This is a genomic window from Variovorax sp. RO1, assembly GCF_002849325.1.
Lineage (GTDB): Bacteria > Pseudomonadota > Gammaproteobacteria > Burkholderiales > Burkholderiaceae_C > Variovorax.
Window position 1 is genome coordinate 651340 of the sequence record NZ_PKMT01000001.1, and the last position, 17327, is coordinate 668666.

A 17327-nucleotide genomic window follows, 5' to 3' on the forward strand; every position below is an offset into this window, starting at 1 on the left:
CCTCAAAGATTCTTGATTTTTATTTGCAAACGGGCACTTTGAGCCGCCATGGTCGTCATCTGACTGGCGAAGTGGCGCTCGGAAAGATACAAGCCCTTATAAAAATCGGCATAGAACACCTGCGAGACTTGCAGATAGCCTAGGGCCTCCTGCATATCGATGCCGCTGCTGACCACTTGCTCGGTGCTCGCGAGCGTGAGTTGGAAGTCTTTTTCGATGTGGTTGTCCAAGGCGATACTCGCCGCCAGCGTGGTAATCAATCCACCAATGATGCTGCCAACCAATGCGCCCACTGGGCCGCCCAGGGCGCCTACCGCTGTTCCCACTGCGGCACCGGTGAGCCCAGTCCCAGCTTGGAAAAGATTCTTGCCCGTGCGCGTTTCGAGTTCTTCAAGGGTCATCCTGCCGACGGAGAACATCACCAGGCATTGCACGAGGTCGACGGCGCAGACCGCCGCTGCGGCGACGCCACCATTTGCGAAGCTGCGCTTGAACACTGTGCCGGTAAACAGCCCCGGCATGGAACGCGCCGCGACGCTGACGCTGGCACTTGCCACCCCTGCCTTAAGGGCACTATCGCCTGCGGCAATCGCCGTGTTTTGCAGGATTTTCAACGTCGCCTGTTCAGCGGTGATCTGACCGTCCCTGGCCTGCCTCAGGTACTGAAACGTGTTGATGCTCCCTGCAATCACCGTGGTAATGATTGCGGCAGAACCGGCTGCGCGCATGCTCTGCTGAACGGTCGCCCTGTTCATGTAGCCCGCCTGCATGTTTTCATGCAGGTCCTTGCCGGTCTTGCTCGCAGTTCCCAGATGCTGTGCATCTTGCTTGCTCAACGGCGTGGACTGCGCGCCACCGGCATCCAGATGTCCGGCGGTGTTATCCCGGACCTTTTGAGCTGCTTGCGAGACTTCTGGGCGGGTCTGCTGGTTCTTCAACACATCCCGTTGAGCGGAGATCCTCACACCTTCGATCTGATCGGACGGCCCCAGAAACAGATCGCTGTTCTGGTATTTGTGCACGCCGTCCTTGGTGGAGCGAAACGCCTTTTGCGTTGCATCGGCGTCCTTGAAGTATTTCAGTTGCGCGCCCAACAGTTGTTCATCGCCCTTCATGACAACGATGTCATGGGTCATATCGTTTCTTGCGAGGGGCGTCTTGACAAAGTTGTCCGTGAAGGCGCGAACCTCTTTGTCTTTGAGTATCGCGTCCAAGTTGAAGGATTCGGCATGCCAGGTTTCTGCGGCGAAGCCACCCTTGATCGCGGCACCTTGGGCGGTTGTGGACACCTTGCCGAGGATGGTGTTGGCCTGGCCGATTTCACCAAGCATCCGACCCGCTTTTTCTGAGGCCTCCATCGCCCAGATGGGACAAAAGCTGACCGACTGGGTCATTGCTCTTTTTTTTTCGTTTGTCACAGAAGATCCTTGCGCGTAAAGCTAGAAAAAAAGCAAATCACTGTGTGTAGCCAGCGGCATCGGTGGTGCCGCGTGAAGTGATCGGCATTGGCTCGTTTCTCGATATAGAGCCGGAGAGGGGGATAGACGGAAATCAGCCGGGGACGGACATGTCGATGGCCCGGGAAGTACGCGCGTGTCGTTCCACTGCACGCGAATTGCAACGCGCAGAGGCGCAATGCCAAAGCCAGATTTCGCGCCGACACAACGGCGTCTGTTGATGGCCGCCTATTCGCAACTCCACCGCTCCCAGAACGACGACCAAGGGGTTTCGACGTCGCTTTGGAGCCGTGACAGTGCCTGCACGAACAGCACCAGGGCTGCACCTGCAGCGAGGGCTATAGCGTTGGCCTTCAGGTGGTCCATCGGTCCGGGAATCATCATGTTTCTCCTCTAGGTTGATTCGACAACGCCCTACCAGATTGCCAATGAGCAAACTGGGCGGGGCGTGTGCGAATGATTGCCTACCAAGCGACAATTTGTGTCGCAACAGCACCATGGCGGCAGCCCTCGATTTACATTATGTTTCAACGGCGTTCTCGATGCTCAGCCTGGCACCAGTCAGGCCTCCCCGGGACGCACCGCCCCCTCCCTGCACTTCACGTCAAGCCCATCCATGCCACAGCGAGCCAGCAATCTTGAAACACTGCTGATGTCCCTAGAAATCCTGAAGCGAATTCCTCGCGGGCGGAAGATATCTGCCCCCGAATTGCACCGACAGTTGGAAGCAGCTGGATTTGTGCGTGACCTGCGGACTGTGCAGCGGCAGCTCGACTCACTTAGCGAGCATTTCGAGATTGAACGCGACGATCGCTCGCGCCCATACGGCTACTCCTGGAAACCGCAGAGTTTTGGCCTCGCGCTGCCGACACTCAATGAGCAGGAATCCGTGCTACTGACGTTGGCCGAGCAGCAGTTGCACAGCATCCTGCCTGCAAAACTCATGAAATCTATGGAGGGATTCTTCGATCAGGCCCGTCTGCGAAGCCAATCCGCACTAGACAAGCGGAAGCCTGGCCCTTGGTTGGACAAGGTCCGGGTGGTCAGCCTATACCCTCGTCTTCTACCTCCAGTGCTGCAGGAGGGGATCTTCGAAAACGTCAGCAATGCTCTCTACTCCGATCATTGGTTGGAGATCGACTACCGCAACGCCAGCGGTCGACGAACATCCGCCCGCGTGATGCCGCTGGGCCTTGCGCAACAGGGGGCGCGGCTGCTGCTGGCGTGCCGCTTCGACGGGTACCAGGACGACCGGTCACTCTCGCTGCATAGAATGGACCGCGCCAAGGACACCGGGATCAGCTTCGAGCGTCCACCAGACTTTGACCTGGAGCGCTATGACGATGAAGGACGTTTCGGCTTTGGTCAGGGCAAGACTATCCAGTTGGTCTTTAGATTGCCTGCTGAACCGGCTTTGCATCTGAAGGAGTCGCCGTTGTCCAGCGACCAAAAGGTGGTGGAAGTGAACGGTCAGTACGAATTTCGGGCCTCTGTCGTCGAATCCCGGCAGTTGCGCTGGTGGCTGCGGGGCTTCGGCAAGCAACTCACCTTGATTAGTCCGAAGTCGCTACTCGACGAGGACTGAAAGCACGGCTCATAGCTATACAGGAGGCCTTGCTTACCCCTCGTCAAGGAACTTTCGCAGCGAGCGTGCCAGACGATCTTGATCGCGAATTTCGCATTCCCAGATCACCAGCGACGACCATCCAAGCCTCGCCAACTCGACAAGCGCTGCTTCGTCTCGCAGTCGATTCTTTTCCAGCTTCGGCACCCAGAACTCCAACCTCGACTTGGGCAACCGGGCGAGCTTGCAAGCGGCGTGGCGGTGCCAAAAGCATCCGTGTACGAAAATGACCTTCCGCCGCCCTTGAAAGACGAGGTCCGGGGTCCCGGGCAAGTCCCGCCGATGAAGCCGGTAGCGATAACCCATTGCGTAGACAAGTCGCCGAACGACCATTTCTGGCTTGGTATCGCGGGGGCGGATCGCGGCCATCCGGCGCGACCTTGCTTCAGGGGACAGGGTGTCCATGGTCGCATCTTACGGATCCATGAACGGCGTCGGCGTTGCACAACGACCGGCGACAATCGGAGCAACTCGCGGCATACTTCGCGGTGACAAAAATGCTGGATAAATATACATGAGAGCAGTGGAACTCTTCACTGGCGCTGGCGGCCTGGCGATGGGCGCGTCGCTTGCTGGGTTCAAGCCCTTGGCGGTGGTCGAGTGGGACAAGTGGGCATGCGATACCGTCCGCGAGAACCAAGCCAGGGCCTACCCCCTGGTAGCGGATTGGCCCCTCACGGAAGGCGATGTCCGGGCCGTGGACTGGTCCTCGATTCCGACGGACATCGAGCTGGTCGCGGGCGGCCCACCTTGTCAGCCATTTTCGATGGGCGGAAAGCATCGTGCCTTCAACGACAACCGGGACATGTTCCCGGCGACCGTGGACATCATCAGGCGGCTGCGTCCCAAGTGCTTCATTGTGGAGAACGTGAAGGGCCTTACCCGGTCGAGCTTCGCGAACTATTTCGAGTACATCAAACTCCAGCTCGAATTTCCGGAGGTTCCGAGTCGGAAAAATGAGGACTGGATGGATCACCTTCGGCGCCTGCAAGAGGAGCGCACCTCCGGCACCCGGCATGGCAAGGGCTTGACGTACAAGCTCGTCACGACACTCGTCAACGCCGCAAACTACGGTGTTCCGCAACGCCGCGAGCGAGTCTTCATCGTCGGCTTCAGGCATGACCAAGGCGTAGAGTGGGCCTTCCCGAAGGAAACGCACAGCTACGAAGCCTTGCTGTACGACCAGTACGTCTCCGGCGCTTACTGGGATCGTCACGGAGTATCGAAACGGTCACGCCCGGCAGTGCCTCCGGAAATGGCCGCTCGCGTGCGCAAGCTTGCCGCTGGCCCTCGTCCGTCGCTGGCCCCTTGGCGCACGGTGCGCGACGCTCTCGTGGGTCTGCCGGATCCCCAGCGATCTTCGGGCAACTACAGGGATCACAACTTCCAGCCGGGCGCCCGCAGTTACCCCGGCCATACCGGCAGTCCGCTGGATCTCCCCGCCAAGACGTTAAAGGCGGGCAATCACGGCGTACCCGGAGGGGAGAACATGCTTGTGGCTCAGGATGGAAGCGTGCGGTACTTCACGGTGCGCGAGTCTGCCCGCATTCAGACCTTCCCCGACGGCTACGTGTTCCATGGTTCCTGGACCGAGACGATGAGGCAACTTGGAAACGCGGTGCCGGTCGCCCTCGGAAGGGTTGTCGCGGCCAGCGTCGCCGAAGAACTCATGAGAGCGCAAATGCGCCTCGCGGATCGGGCCAGCGCCGACATTCGGAGGAAAGCGTGAAGAAGGGTGCGCCGTCTTTAGAAAAGGTCATCCCGTTCAACCCTCTCGAAAAACGCAACCTCGGAGCGAGCGTGGCGGAAGCCATGCTGCTGTCGCCCGTGCACCCACTTGGCGAGGTTGCCAAATTCGCCGGCGCAGGCATCTACGCGATTTACTATGTCGGCGACTTTCCAGCCTACGAGCCCATCGCGATCAGAAACCGAGACGGCAAGTTCGACGCGCCGCTCTATGTCGGCAAAGCTGTGCCCGAGGGTTCGCGGCAAGGCAAAAACATCACTTCGCAAGACGAGACCACCGCACTTCGAAGTCGACTTTCCGAGCATGCGGCTAGCATTCGCGCCGTCCAAAGGGAAGCGACCGACGGTGTAGCACCAAGCCTGAAGCTCGAGGATTTTTTTTGCAGGTACTTGATCGTCGATGACGTGTGGATTCCACTCGGCGAATCACTGCTCGTGGCGAAGTTCAACCCCCTGTGGAACCAGTTTCTCGACGGTTTCGGCAACCACACGCCAGGGAGCGGACGAGAGAAAGGCGTGCGGCCGCGTTGGGACACGTTGCACCCTGGAAGGCTTTGGGCCAAGCGGCTGCCCCCTCGTCAAGAGAGTTCCGACGAAATCCTGCGAGATGTCGCCAACCATCTTCGCAGCGTGTCATTTCCTGGCACCGCCCATGTGCTTCAACCGGCGAATCAAGCTGGCGAACAAGCCTAGGGCTGTCTGGAATGGCTTTTCACGCTCCCTTCGAGATTGACATCATCGATGCCTTGTCGGGTCAGCTCTTGGCTGCTTTGGATACGTTGACGCTCGCCCCCTTGGACGTGGCGCACATCGCTCAGGTCGAATCGCAGCAAGGCATTTATGTCCTCTACAAGCAAGGCATCACGGTGTACGTTGGCAAGGCAGACAACCTGCGAAGCCGACTCGGCGACCATCTCAAAAAGCTAACCGGGCGCCGCAATGTAGTGTTGTCAGAGCTTGCCTTCAAATGCCTCTACGTTCACAAGAACTGGACCGCGCTCGCGCCCGAGGCGTCATTGATCGTGCACTACAAGAGCTTGAACGTTGGGCTCTGCGCCTGGAATGGCACGGGGTTTGGCCCCCATGACCCGGGCCGCGATCGCGAGACCACAAACAAGCACCCCGAAGGCTTCGATTCACTCCACCCCATCATCGACGACCTGCCATGCACATGGGTGGCCCCGCGAGTCTGGAATGCTCGCGAACTGCTGCTTTCGCTCAAGGACAATCTTCCATACCTGCTGCGGTTCCAGGTTGAAGGCCACTATCGAAACGGCCATGCGGACTACAACAACGTCGACGTGTCAGTACCAACCGCAGCGATGCCGGCCAAAGCACTCCTCGGGCTTATTGCAAGTGCTCTGCCAGATTGGCAGGCTACGGCTTTCGTGTCCCACATGATCCTGTACCGGGAATTCAGGACTTACTCGTTCGGGGTCGTTCTCTAGGGAACACTGATCAACTACCGAGTACTGGTACCTGGAGAGGTGTTGCATGGTGACCAGCGGCCTCTCCCCGGCCGCATCGCGACCTGTCTTTGAGTGGCATGGCTCCATCCTTCAAGCCTGACCTCTGAATTACCATAGGCTGGGTCGTAGAAGATCATTTGTGCGATGGTGCGGTGGGTCGTTTGATCTCGCGCGCGCTATGGCCGACTCGGCTACGCCTTGCAGAAAGTCGTTGCTGCAGCCGCGTATTCCATTTGTTCGATTGCTCCCTATACCCTCGAATACTGACCGAAATGACCAAGTCCATAGAGGCAGTTCTAGCTGAAGCCGAGGAGCTGATTTCTCGGCACAAATACAACGACGCGTTCGACAATTTGATCAGCCTGTTTCAGCAGTGCAGCCAAGTCGACATCAAGCGACTGCACGAGCCGATCAAGGAGATCATCGGCAGATTCATGCCGAAAAAGCGCCGCATGCTTGGCGAGGAACTCGACAGCCGCTTGCAGCGCAGTGGCAAGGTCGCCGCCGTGGACCTGGAGTCTGATGCTCCCAGTTACCCTGGACATCCGATCCGTCTGCAGCAGTTCATCGCTTCCTTGGATAGCAGATTCGCAGAGCTCAGCGAGTGGCACATTTTTCAATGGTCAACGTATTACCGCGACGAGCTCAAAGTGATCGTCGCCGACACAGTGGAATTGCAGCGCAGCAATAGCCATCCCGAAGCAGCCTTCGACGCGGTGGGCAAGGCAATTCAAGCGCATTCGAGCGAGATCTTCGGTAAGGGCTTTGATCGAGTCATTTCTCAAGGTCGAACCACGCAGGAAGCGGCCGTGGCCAAGGCCTTGGGCGGACTACGCTCGTTCCTTGCGTTGCCGGTCGAAATCTATGCCGAAGATTCGTCGCGTATCTCCGAGCCAAAGGGCTGCCGTGCGTTGCGAAGGGTGACTTCCCGCATGCTGCGGGGCATCCTTGCAGGATTCCTTGCCTCGCGGCTTGGCGAACTCAATGCGCAGGAACTGCTGGCGCGTACCGCCAAGTCCTGGGTCCACGTGTTGCCGTTGCTGGAACAGGCCGACCTCCGTCTACTGGGCCAAAGCATCGACCTGGAGGCCATCGCATCGATCCTGGGGCGCCCGCTAGAACTGCTCGTGCAGGAACTGGACCACGCCTCCGCCAAGAGCAGCGTCGATGCGGTGGTGGTGACGTCAACTCAGGTAAATATTGACGACGTCTCAATCGACCTCACGCTGCGACCGCCGGCGGACTCGAGCGATACCAAGCCTTTGGAAATTGCCATCCTGGGTGGAGACGGGTTGTTGCGGTATCAGATCGAGCGCAGAGCCAAGCTGGGATATATCGCCTGCCTGACCCCAAAAGCGGTGCAGGAATATTGGAAGGGCACGTTTCCAACGAAAGAGGTCCGCGACATTGTCGTGCCGATGCCCGCAGAGGGCAGCAGTTCCGCCGGCTTTCTGCTTTCGCGCTTGCGGCTGCGGTTTTACGAGAACACGGTGGTGGTCCAACCAAGTGTGCCGCTCAAGACCAACATCGCGGAACGGTTCCCGTTGGAGAGCCCCGGCCAGTTGCCGTTTTTCCGCGTTGAGCGGCCCAGCGTCCGAGCGCTGCAGACGACCTTGTCTACGCGCACGGGGGTGCTACTGTGGTGCAGTGTTCGTCGCAGCGGAAAGACCACAGGCGTCAGCGAACTCGCCAGCGGCATTGCGGATCGCAACGCGGTGTTCCAGCGTTGTGAGATGACCGATAGCGATAAGGCCAGCCGCATGCTTTATGAGGAAGTCTGCGACGCGCTCGACCGCGCTGCACCGCTGCCGCGCGACTTCCTACGCAGCATCGTCTCGCGGGCCGCACCAATGGGCGTGCAGGAGAACCGCGGCTCTATTCTCATCGTAGACGAGTACGACCGCCTGTTCGGCAGACTGAAGGTTATGGGGCGCCGCAGCGAGGATGCCCGGACCTTGGTAGTACAGCCGCTGCTTGACCAACTGGTCGAGTTCGCAACGGAAAATCTACTGGTCCTGCTAGGTCAGCAACCCAACGCGCATTTCATCTTCATGGACCAAAATCAGTTGAGCGCCTATGTACAGCAGGAGCCCTACCCGCTCTTCAGCCACGAGGTGGGCTCGCCCGAGAGCGAGTTTCATGAACTTGTGCGCCGTACTTTTCAGCAGACGTTGGCCTTCGATACCTCGTTCGTGGATGCAGTCTTCGAAGAGACCGGCGGGCACCCCTTCCTCGCGGTCAATCTGCTGCGAGACATCGTTGACTGGCTGATCAAGCGTAAGGCAATCCCGAGTGCCACGCTTCTGACGCGTGTCTTGTACCGTGAGTACGCAGCCGAGGAACTGACAGTCGCCGCCATCGGTAGGAGCGCGCACTATAAGTTCTTCCGAGAAGCGGCGAGCGAAGCACTTTCCGACGCCAGCATCGAGCAAGGACCCTGGCTGCATGCGGCCTACAAACTCCTTCGGCACCTGGCCGTGAATAGCGATGCTGCGGGCTCCACGAGTTTCGAGCATGCACAAGGCTATGTCGACTCCATGCTGGCGGAATCAGGCCTCGGCACCTATACCGGCAACTCATTTCTGGCCAGCGCGGCGGAAAGCAATTTCGTCGAACTGGTCGATGATCAGGTCCGGGCGAAAATCCCCTTGCTCGCGCGCATTTCCGCCGCAGTCGGTGTCGCCCGTTAACTCACTGTTGCCCATGCTCAGCCCCGACACCATTGCCGATTCGCTTCTGAGGTTTCACCGGCAGCAGAGCGACAAGATCGAAGTCTTCTGGATCGAAGCAACAAATTCGCGCCAACAGCTGGCCACTGACCTAGCCGGCCGTCTTGCCGGGCATCCGATCATGGTCGCCCCAGTCGTCGCCAATCGCTTCCAGGATGCCAACGGGGTGTCCGACGATTTGGGTCTGACTATTCGGGACAACCGAGCATGGTGCACCCCCGAGGCTAGGAAGCTGGTCGCCGAGCATCAACGATTCAGCCTTGTCCTCGTGTCGAAGCGACCCTTGGGGATTCCGCAGCTGTCTTCACCGGTCCCATTGCCGGACTGGTTTCCGCAATGGCCGGGCGAAATTCTGATTGCGAACGTGCAAAGCGTGTTTTCCACAATCACCTTGTCGCTGGCTTCTCCGGACATCCCGCAGGCCGCCATTAACAGCGCCTTGTTCGAACTGGAGCAGGCCCTGTGTCAACGCCTGCAGGCCGTCGCACACTTGACGCCTACCGCTGCCGACGCCCTCATGAGCCTAGTCGGGACCGGCGTGGCACCGACCAACGTCGTGCATCTTATTGCCAGTTCCAGCCAAGGCCTGCAGGCACGCAGTGGCTCCGAGTTTCGTCCCGGCGGCGCTATAGATAGTGGGTTCATCGTTTCGCATTTCGCGCGAGTGTGGCGAGACTGTCAGCCGACGAACCGTCACACATTGGCTAGCCACGCCGCTGCTGCGATGGGCCTGGGCCCTTCCAGTGGTGTTAGTGCGCAGTACGGCCTGACGGCTCTGTTATCGCGGGGCAAAGAGAAGTTCACAGCCACGCCTGCGCACATCACGTTTTCCCGGAACTTGATGGTGACGGTATCGGATGTGGTGCAGTTTGTTAACGGGATCCACCACGCAGATGAGTTTCCGCAGTTTCCCGCTGTGCTGACTGTCACCTTCGCCAAGGATCTAGCCGCTTCTTGCCAAGCTGCGGCGTCGGCGCTTGGGCGGCTTTGATGGCGCGGTACATCGCGGCCTGTTGCCGAAGGCCACTTCAGACTGGACCCAGTCGCTCGTGATCGAGGGCCTGAACGGCAGCTCACGGCAATCACCGGTCGTTCGAAGAACATGGCCTCGTGTGACCACTGCATCTCCATCACAAGTCGCTCGACCATGCTCAGTCGGTTGGTGGTTTGTGATCGATTACTTGCGTCCGGAGTGATCGGCGTACCCGTTACCATCGACAGCATGCCGATCTGGTCACAGCTACCGCGTTGAATCCAATGAACCTCTGCTAGAGGCGGCTTGGTTCAAGCATGACTTCCGGCGAGTCCTCGCGGGGAAAGAACGTCGGCAAGCGCTCGATTTGGCCCAACGGAGCTTGGACGGACAAGGCGGCTGGGGGACTGTAGGTCGCAGCGGCTCAAGTACGTCGCCAAGCACTGGATCGTGATCGACATCTAGGAAACTGGACCATGGCAACGCTCTATCACTACTGCTCCGTCGAATCTCTGTTCCACATCCTGAAGTCACGGAAGCTGCGGTTGTGCGACGCGCGGCACATGAACGACCATAAGGAAGTGGAGTGGGCGCACGACGCAATCGGCCGGGTCTTTACGCAGTACGACGATCCGAGCTGCCGGGACGATCTGACCTTCCTCTGGAATCACCTTGAGATAAATAAGCTTCATCCCTTCGTCTTCTGTATGTCGTCCCAGCCGGATCTGCTCAGCCAATGGCGGGCGTACGCGGCTGACGGCTCAGGTGTGGCCATCGGGTTCAATGCGGACGTATTCGCGCAGCCAACTCGCATGCCGTCTCGTCACGCTGGCACTCCGGAGGTTGGTCTGTGGCCGGTCGTTTATGACCCCAACGATCAAACGGCCCAGGTGCAGCGGGTCGTGGTGGCATACCTGAAAAAGTGCAAGGACGGGGATCGCGATGTCGCGATGACCGAGGCGCTCTACCCGCTATCCGGCTATTCAACCTTCTACAAGAATGATGCATTTCGTGAGGAAGCTGAGAAGCGTCTCGTGTACACCCCGATGCTGATGACCAACGCGAGTAACGAACATAGGACTTTCGGGAACGAATTGGAGGTCCACCAACGCTGCACAGCGAACGACATCTACACGTACTTCGAGTACGAGCCAGTCCCGAAGGGCTCAACCACTCCACTGGTCAATGACATCCGACTTGGCCCTACCTGCAAGCTTTCCCAGTTCGACCTTGACTACTTCCTAGCCCTGAACGGATATAGTGCGGTCCCGACTTCCCGCTCAAGTGCGTCCTACCGAAAGCCGTAGCAGGCGCTGACTTGGTGAGCAAGAGCCGCTCTATCAAATCACGAGGGTCTTAAGCTTGAAAAAGGCTGTATTCGCAGTGGAGGGCCAACCAGGATACTCATCAGGCCGGAGCGGATTGCTGGCGGGAGTGACGCCTACCCTGCGGTTGCGGCGGACTGGCTGCGAAGGGGATGAGTGATCGTTGAGCGGCAGCTTCCCAGTAGCGCCAATGGCCCGACGAAGGTCCGCAAGGGGCGGGACCGCAATCTCGGATGGCAGGGAGGCGGTCGCAGGCATGAATTCCATTACTTCGTGGAGTTGTCACGGCCGCACGACCTCGTGCGGCTGCCGCTCGAGCCCGTGAGTGTGGACGAGTCGAATGTCGGCTTTGTATTGGGCAGCGTGAGTCCGTTCATCGGCTCCCTCCGGCAGTAACCGCTGCTAGGCAGATGATCACAGGCCGGCCGGAGACCATCTTTATGTATGGCTACAGCAACGACGGTATCTTGCGCTTCGCCACTGGCCGGATGTAGCGCGCGAGCGTGGCGTCGGACGTGTGACCGGTCTGCTCCCTGATCTGGAACGGCTGGAGCCCGGCTATTGCCGCTTGCGTGCAATAGCCGGCTCGCATGGAGTGACCGGACACATCCGCTTCGTGGCCCCCAACCTTTTCGATGGCAGATTTGATGATCAACGCCACCGACTGCGCTGTCAGTGGTCCATCGGCGATGCGGTCGTGACGGTCGACGCCGCGAAAGATGTAGCCAGTGCCGATGCCGGAGATCGTCAGCCACTCCTGCAGCGCCAACACGGGGCAGCGATCACCGTTAGCCTGCGGAATGAAGACGGTTCGTCCTGCCCCGCTCTGGTCGGTCTTGGAACGAACCAGCAGAATTTCGATGCCGTTGCTGTGCTCGGTCACGTGTTCGCGCTTGATGGCTACCAACTCGCTGCGGCGGAATGCGCCAGCGAATCCGATCAATAGCAGCGCCTTGTCACGCGCGGCTTTCTTCGGTCTTTGGCGGTCGGACATCACCATCATCGCCACCAAGTCGTCTTTGAGGATGGGCCGGACGCGGCGCTGGCGCACGCCGAATGTGCGTTTGATGCCGGCCATGGTCTTCTTAACTACGGGGTCATGTACCGGCGAAGCCAAGCCGCGCTCGACATGCGCATGGTGGATGCCGATGAGCCGCCGTTCCAGCGTGGCGACGGCCAATTTCCCAGCGAACACGGCCAAAAATTCCGCGATCTGCACGGGGCTCGCCGGTATCGTGCCGCCGGCCGCACGGAACATTTTTTCGTCGAGCGCGTAGGCGGCCGCTGTCGCACTCGATTGCGATGCCGCCATGTAGCCATTGGCGAGCGCCGACGGCGCGTCAGCGGTCGGATTCGACGGCTTGGCGGCGGCGCCGATGAGCGTCGGTTCGGTGGCGGCGGCGGACAGGGCGGAATTCTGAATTTCTTGCCCGCTCTTCAAGGCGGTCGCGGGCGAATCTTGTGGTTTTTCCATAAAAGCTCTCAGGAAAAGAAGCGCGCGCGGCCAGGTATCGAGAATGTCAGCTTCGCGATACCCAGCGGTAGACGCAAAAAAGCCGGCAGCGAAACCGCAATGGCTGCGGAGCGCGTACCGGCGACGGAACGTCAGAGACGAAGGGGCGTTTTGGAGAAAAAAGCCCAGGAACGAGTGCTGGACTTGGACTGGTCAGGGGGCACCAAGATGAAAAATCTCGGAGGCAACCCCGCTAACACCTGCTGGCGTCAGCTAAATTTTGCCAGGTATTTTCGCCCTAGGCAAAGGCGTGGTTTCCTTGCGCGCCCGTTGTAGGCGCTAGCGGCGAGGGGCAACCCACAGCGTGGTCGTTTTGCTGGGGTTCTGGCGTCAAGTAGGTGTCGCCGGACGCTCACGAAAATGCGCAATGAGGCCCAACTCGAAGGCTTCCATGATGTCGGCAATCGTAATTTTGACCAACACCAAGTCTTTGCTCAGATATTGAATGTGATCGTTGGAGTGGATAGAAACTGCTGGTTTGCACTCGTGAGCAAACTTGCTTCTCATGTCGTACAAGAACTGGGCGAGTTTCTTTATGTTCTCCATGGGTTGCTTATGCTTCGTGAGGAGGCCACAAAGTCTGGCCTGGTGGTCTGCGCTCAAGCGCTCGAAGAACTTCATAACTTTCTTGATTGAGCCATGCTCCACCTTGTAGAGCTGGTGGAGGTCATTCAAGGTCTTCTTCGATTCAATGGGGAAATTGCCTTGGAGCTTCAGCCAATCGAAGAACTCCATGTGCTTGACATTGCTTAACGACTCAATGAGGGCAAAGATAGCCAGGAGCTTGTTTGAATTCGTCAGATAGTCAACGACTCGGCTCTCATTGTTCACGGTCGAAACCCAGTCGCCTTCCTTGACCATGTACCGGTACTTGGCGCACACCAGTAAAAATTGTTCTCTCTCAGCTTGAGTGGGGATTGCCCAGTAGAAGGACTTAAGGCCCTCTTCGGAGTCGAAGTGCTGGAGCAACACGGCGCTCGCGTGGGGTGAACCGATTTCCTCCAGGGTGAAGGTGGTTATCTCCAGCGTCATCGCGGCCTTGGACCAATCGGCTTTTTCGTTTGTCATTCAATGACACTTGCCAAGGTGAAGTGAAGTCCGAGGGGTTTGGCGAACTCGGCAATGATTTTCTTCTGGCTCTCGTGGAGTCTGTCGCCTGGCCCTTTGACTTCCACGAACCTGAGCTCACCGTCTCGCCACATGGTTATGTCAGGCCAACCTCTGCGATATTCATAGGGGCTCTCCGCAAACTTGCTTGCGATTGCGTGAATCAGCGCGTTGCCGGCTGTCGCCAGAAGCTCTACAAACATCCAGCGCTCAAGGCCCGGGAAGAAGTCGAGCATTGAGGTGGATTCAGAGCTTCTGATCCCTGCGTACCGCTCCACTGTCATCTCACGATAGGCCATAACCTCGAAGTTCTTCACGACACTCTGTTGGTCGGCCTTCAAGACGTGTTCAAGCAAGGTTGCCGGCGCGAAGCGGTCTTCTTCGAAGGCAACATTTTGGTAGTAGAGGGCCTCGATGTAGGTCGCTCGGTTGCGATGGGGCACCTCCTTGAATGACATCGCTTTTATGAGGTTCAGAAGAAGTCCACCTTCACCGCTGTAGCCGCGCCAGCCGTCCATTTTGTAGTGGGAGAGCACCGCCTCTTCAACGCTCAGAACTCCTCCACTCTGGGGGCACGTCCAACCCTTCTCAGGGCCTCGGCAAAGCGAAATCTCTTCGAATGGAATGCCGAGCTTTTCCGCAGAGCGCGCCAGCGCTGAGGGTTTACTCATGGCTGCGAGCTACTTGGTGTATTCCATGGTGAAGTTCGCTTGAGAATCCACATGGCGAGCCATAACGTAAGTTCGATACTTACCGTCCCTCCCGATACAACCGACTCGAAACGCTGTGTGGTTCGCAAGTCCCATAGGGGATAGAAAATCGAGGTTGTCGCAGTTCTTGTTGTTCATGACGGCAGAGACGGCAACAAGCTTGACCATGCTTTCCCACTCAGCCGGGTACTCGTCAGCCAGCGTGCTTTTTTTATGAAAATGGTCCGTCAGGGGTTGCCATACGCCTGGCCCATCAGCAATCGGTTTAATGACCTGAACTCTTGCCGGGTAGACGAACTTGGCTTTTGCGGGCTTCGGGGGAGGTTGCTTCTCACAAGCACTGAGCGACAGAGCGGCGAGAGCGAAGAGGAGGGGGAGCTTTGAAGTCATTCTTGTACAGCTTGATACACCTGAGTTCAGTATGTCTGAAACGGCCGATGGGGCCTAGCTCTTCAGCCAATGAAAAAGCCCTCCGTGGAGGGCCTCCTGAAACAGTGGGTTGGTTGCCTGGCGCAGCGGCTGGGTAGACCGGACTCATGCCTCGCTCTTGGGACTGGGCCTTCTAGAGCGAGTCCTTATGCTGCGGGCAACCCGCATTCACCGCGCCATTCATTCATCATGTCGTTGCTGACCGGGGCCTCTTCACCTTCACCAGTACGAAATTCTTTGAGCTTGGCGTCGTAGCAAGCTTGACCCTTTGCCCCTGCTGGCCGGTTTGCTTCCGGCGCTGCTTTCATGGCGGTGGACTCCACCACTGGCGGTTGACCAGGGATTACGTGCGCAGGAACATTGAGAGCTGAGCGAACGTGCTCTACGCCACGGTACTGAAGTAAGTGGCGCATCGTGAACGACCAATCTTGTCGAAGTTTCGCGACGCTTCCGTCCTTCTTCGACAACTCCACCCCAGACCACGCGGGTGTGATGCTGCCATCCCTCACGAACCACGTGAAGACTTCGTTTGCTTTGGTGGTCCCTTCGTACGTCTTGTTGATCTCTTCGATGGCGGCCTTTTCTGCGCGCTCGAAGCGGTCCCGTTCACGTTGCATGCCGGCCAGTCGCGACTCAAGGTTTTCCTCGGCCTCTTTCAGGCGCTCCTGAGCTTGGCTCACAGCTGATTTAGCACTCGCAAGAGGACCCATCTCATTTCGTACTTGAGCAATTTTCATGGCCCTGATCGGATCGTCTTTCAGCTCGTCCATCTCCTTGTTGTAGTCGGCCATTGCTTGGTCGAGGTTCGCCTTGGCCTCACTCAACAGTTTCCGATTACTCGCTGGCCCTTGTTTGATTTGCTCAAGAGTACTTGCAAGCCCAGAATAGTAGAGTTGATATTCCTTGTTCGTGTCAGCTAGTTTTTGGAGGCGCAGAGCCTCGACGAGTTCGGCACCATCCTTGAGTACACAGTTATAGCTAACTACTTTTCGATTCGCTTCATCGGTGGAAACGGCCCAGTCGTCGTCTTTGCACGACTCTCTCTTGGATAGCGCCGTTTCGTATGTATGTGTCGAATCTTGGGGTAAGGCAGCAGCTTTCACCGCACTTACTTCGGAGCTTCCACATCCCGCGAGTGCCAGCGTCAAACATGTTGCCGCGAGAAGTACTGCAGACCGGTACTTTGTCTGGATTGAGCTATTCAATTTCTGTCTCTTTTTCAATCAAAAATACTAGTGCAATCGTCACTGACGGGAGTGGGTTTACAGAGGGGCTGCCGGGGGCCGCACTCTCTTACTTCTGGAGCAATGCGATATCGGCTTGGGCTTTCGTAGCCCGAGCTTCAAACGCCGCCAGTTCATTCGCGTTCACCTGAAACACCTGTCCAGCTGCTCCCCTTACATAGGAGTCGCCTGAGGGAGCAAACTTCCAAGTAATTTTCTTTTCTTCTTCATTCTGAAGAAGGCGGGCAAACTTCTGAGTTTGCTCGAATTCCTTTATGGAATGGGTGAACGTGAACTCTTTCGATCCCCCTTTGATGATTGGTTCCCACTTTTTGCAATCATTCGTGTCGGCCAATTTGTTTGCCTCAACCCCATCTAAACTCAAAGCAAGCTGGCAACCTCGAAAATCAAAATCAAAGTCCTTTGAATTATTCTTGAGCGTGATAATTCCTTGGAGCTCCACTGAGCGAGTAGCTTCCGTGATCTCTGATGGAGTCAACTTTTCCAAGTCTAGCTTTGTCAACTCTAAGCCGTTCTCATTGACAAAGTAATTAACAGCACGCTGGGCTTCCGCTAGAGCTTTTTCCTGCTTGCCCACGTAGTGAATCATGAATTGACGTACCGTCATCTTCTTGATTTCATCTAGCTCCGCAGCGTTCTGCTTCGCCTTATTTGCCTCGGTAGCCAACGGATTGCTATTTTTCAAGAGGCTCTCTAAATAGCCTAGCGACTCTACAAAGCGCTCCCGCATAACATTCTGCTGATCAGCGGTTGCCTCTGCCATTGCCTCGCCATAACTGGCGCCCAAGTCTTTGGCTGTGCCTGAAAAATCTAGTTTTCTATCCAATCCCTTCGAGCAACCCGAAATAGAAAGCGCAATAACCAAACCAGCGGCAACCCTCGAATACTTAAACAATGCAATCTCCTCTTTGTTAATCTAAAATCTAACCTGGCTGTACTTCCTATGAATCTAAGCCTTCGGGATTCGTGTCGAACCCGTTTAAGGCAATTCAGTCCATACA

At 57.5% G+C, this 17327-nt stretch carries 15 protein-coding genes; 7 read left to right on the plus strand and 8 right to left on the minus strand.

Going from position 1 to position 17327, the window contains the following annotated elements; translation table 11 throughout:
• Positions 1-2: 2 nt before the first annotated feature.
• Entirely contained in the window at positions 3-1394 is a 1392-nt protein-coding gene (locus CY658_RS03030; protein WP_101488799.1) for a hypothetical protein, read from the minus strand.
• 679 nt (positions 1395-2073) lie between these two features.
• Between CY658_RS03030 and CY658_RS03035 the strand changes: the two genes are divergently transcribed.
• The gene (locus CY658_RS03035; RefSeq protein ID WP_101488800.1) at positions 2074-3042 is read left to right on the plus strand and encodes a helix-turn-helix transcriptional regulator; all 969 of its coding nucleotides are present in this window, start codon (positions 2074-2076) and stop codon (positions 3040-3042) included.
• Between the two features lie 33 nt (positions 3043-3075).
• Here the strand turns inward: CY658_RS03035 and CY658_RS03040 are convergent, their stop codons facing one another.
• On the minus strand, positions 3076-3486 hold the full coding sequence (locus tag CY658_RS03040; RefSeq protein WP_101488801.1) for a very short patch repair endonuclease: 411 nt from the start codon (positions 3484-3486) through the stop codon (positions 3076-3078).
• A gap of 109 nt (positions 3487-3595) precedes the next feature.
• Here CY658_RS03040 and CY658_RS03045 point away from each other — a divergent pair, with 109 nt between their 5' ends.
• From CY658_RS03045 to CY658_RS03070, 6 genes are all read left to right on the plus strand, one after another.
• Positions 3596-4810, plus strand: a complete 1215-nt coding sequence (locus tag CY658_RS03045) for a DNA cytosine methyltransferase (RefSeq protein WP_101488802.1) — start codon at positions 3596-3598, stop codon at positions 4808-4810.
• Complete coding sequence (locus tag CY658_RS03050) at positions 4807-5520, plus strand: Eco29kI family restriction endonuclease (RefSeq protein ID WP_257884642.1); 714 nt, start codon at positions 4807-4809, stop codon at positions 5518-5520. Before CY658_RS03045 ends, CY658_RS03050 begins: the two co-directional genes overlap by 4 nt.
• 11 nt (positions 5521-5531) lie before the next feature.
• A complete protein-coding gene (locus tag CY658_RS03055) occupies positions 5532-6275 on the plus strand; it encodes a GIY-YIG nuclease family protein (protein WP_101488803.1) in 744 nt (247 codons plus the stop codon).
• Between the two features lie 293 nt (positions 6276-6568).
• Positions 6569-8986, plus strand: coding sequence for a hypothetical protein (locus CY658_RS03060; protein ID WP_101488804.1), 2418 nt, complete (start codon positions 6569-6571; stop codon positions 8984-8986).
• A gap of 13 nt (positions 8987-8999) precedes the next feature.
• The gene (locus tag CY658_RS03065; protein WP_101488805.1) at positions 9000-10016 is read left to right on the plus strand and encodes a hypothetical protein; all 1017 of its coding nucleotides are present in this window, start codon (positions 9000-9002) and stop codon (positions 10014-10016) included.
• A gap of 458 nt (positions 10017-10474) precedes the next feature.
• Entirely contained in the window at positions 10475-11305 is an 831-nt protein-coding gene (locus CY658_RS03070) for a DUF2971 domain-containing protein (protein WP_101488806.1), read from the plus strand.
• A 466-nt stretch (positions 11306-11771) separates the two neighbouring features.
• Here CY658_RS03070 and CY658_RS03075 read toward each other — a convergent pair whose 3' ends face one another.
• The 6 genes from CY658_RS03075 to CY658_RS03095 form a co-directional block, all read right to left on the minus strand.
• Positions 11772-12797 (minus strand): site-specific integrase, encoded by a 1026-nt coding sequence (locus CY658_RS03075; protein WP_257884643.1) that lies wholly within the window; start codon positions 12795-12797, stop codon positions 11772-11774.
• A 369-nt stretch (positions 12798-13166) separates the two neighbouring features.
• Positions 13167-13904 (minus strand): hypothetical protein, encoded by a 738-nt coding sequence (locus tag CY658_RS03080; RefSeq protein WP_143713555.1) that lies wholly within the window; start codon positions 13902-13904, stop codon positions 13167-13169.
• Entirely contained in the window at positions 13901-14614 is a 714-nt protein-coding gene (locus tag CY658_RS03085; RefSeq protein ID WP_101488808.1) for a VRR-NUC domain-containing protein, read from the minus strand. Before CY658_RS03085 ends, CY658_RS03080 begins: the two co-directional genes overlap by 4 nt.
• A gap of 9 nt (positions 14615-14623) precedes the next feature.
• A complete protein-coding gene (locus tag CY658_RS32355) occupies positions 14624-15043 on the minus strand; it encodes a hypothetical protein (RefSeq protein ID WP_143713556.1) in 420 nt (139 codons plus the stop codon).
• A 185-nt stretch (positions 15044-15228) separates the two neighbouring features.
• The gene (locus CY658_RS03090; protein ID WP_143713558.1) at positions 15229-16185 is read right to left on the minus strand and encodes a hypothetical protein; all 957 of its coding nucleotides are present in this window, start codon (positions 16183-16185) and stop codon (positions 15229-15231) included.
• A gap of 190 nt (positions 16186-16375) precedes the next feature.
• On the minus strand, positions 16376-17221 hold the full coding sequence (locus tag CY658_RS03095; protein ID WP_143713560.1) for a hypothetical protein: 846 nt from the start codon (positions 17219-17221) through the stop codon (positions 16376-16378).
• Positions 17222-17327 lie beyond the last annotated feature (106 nt).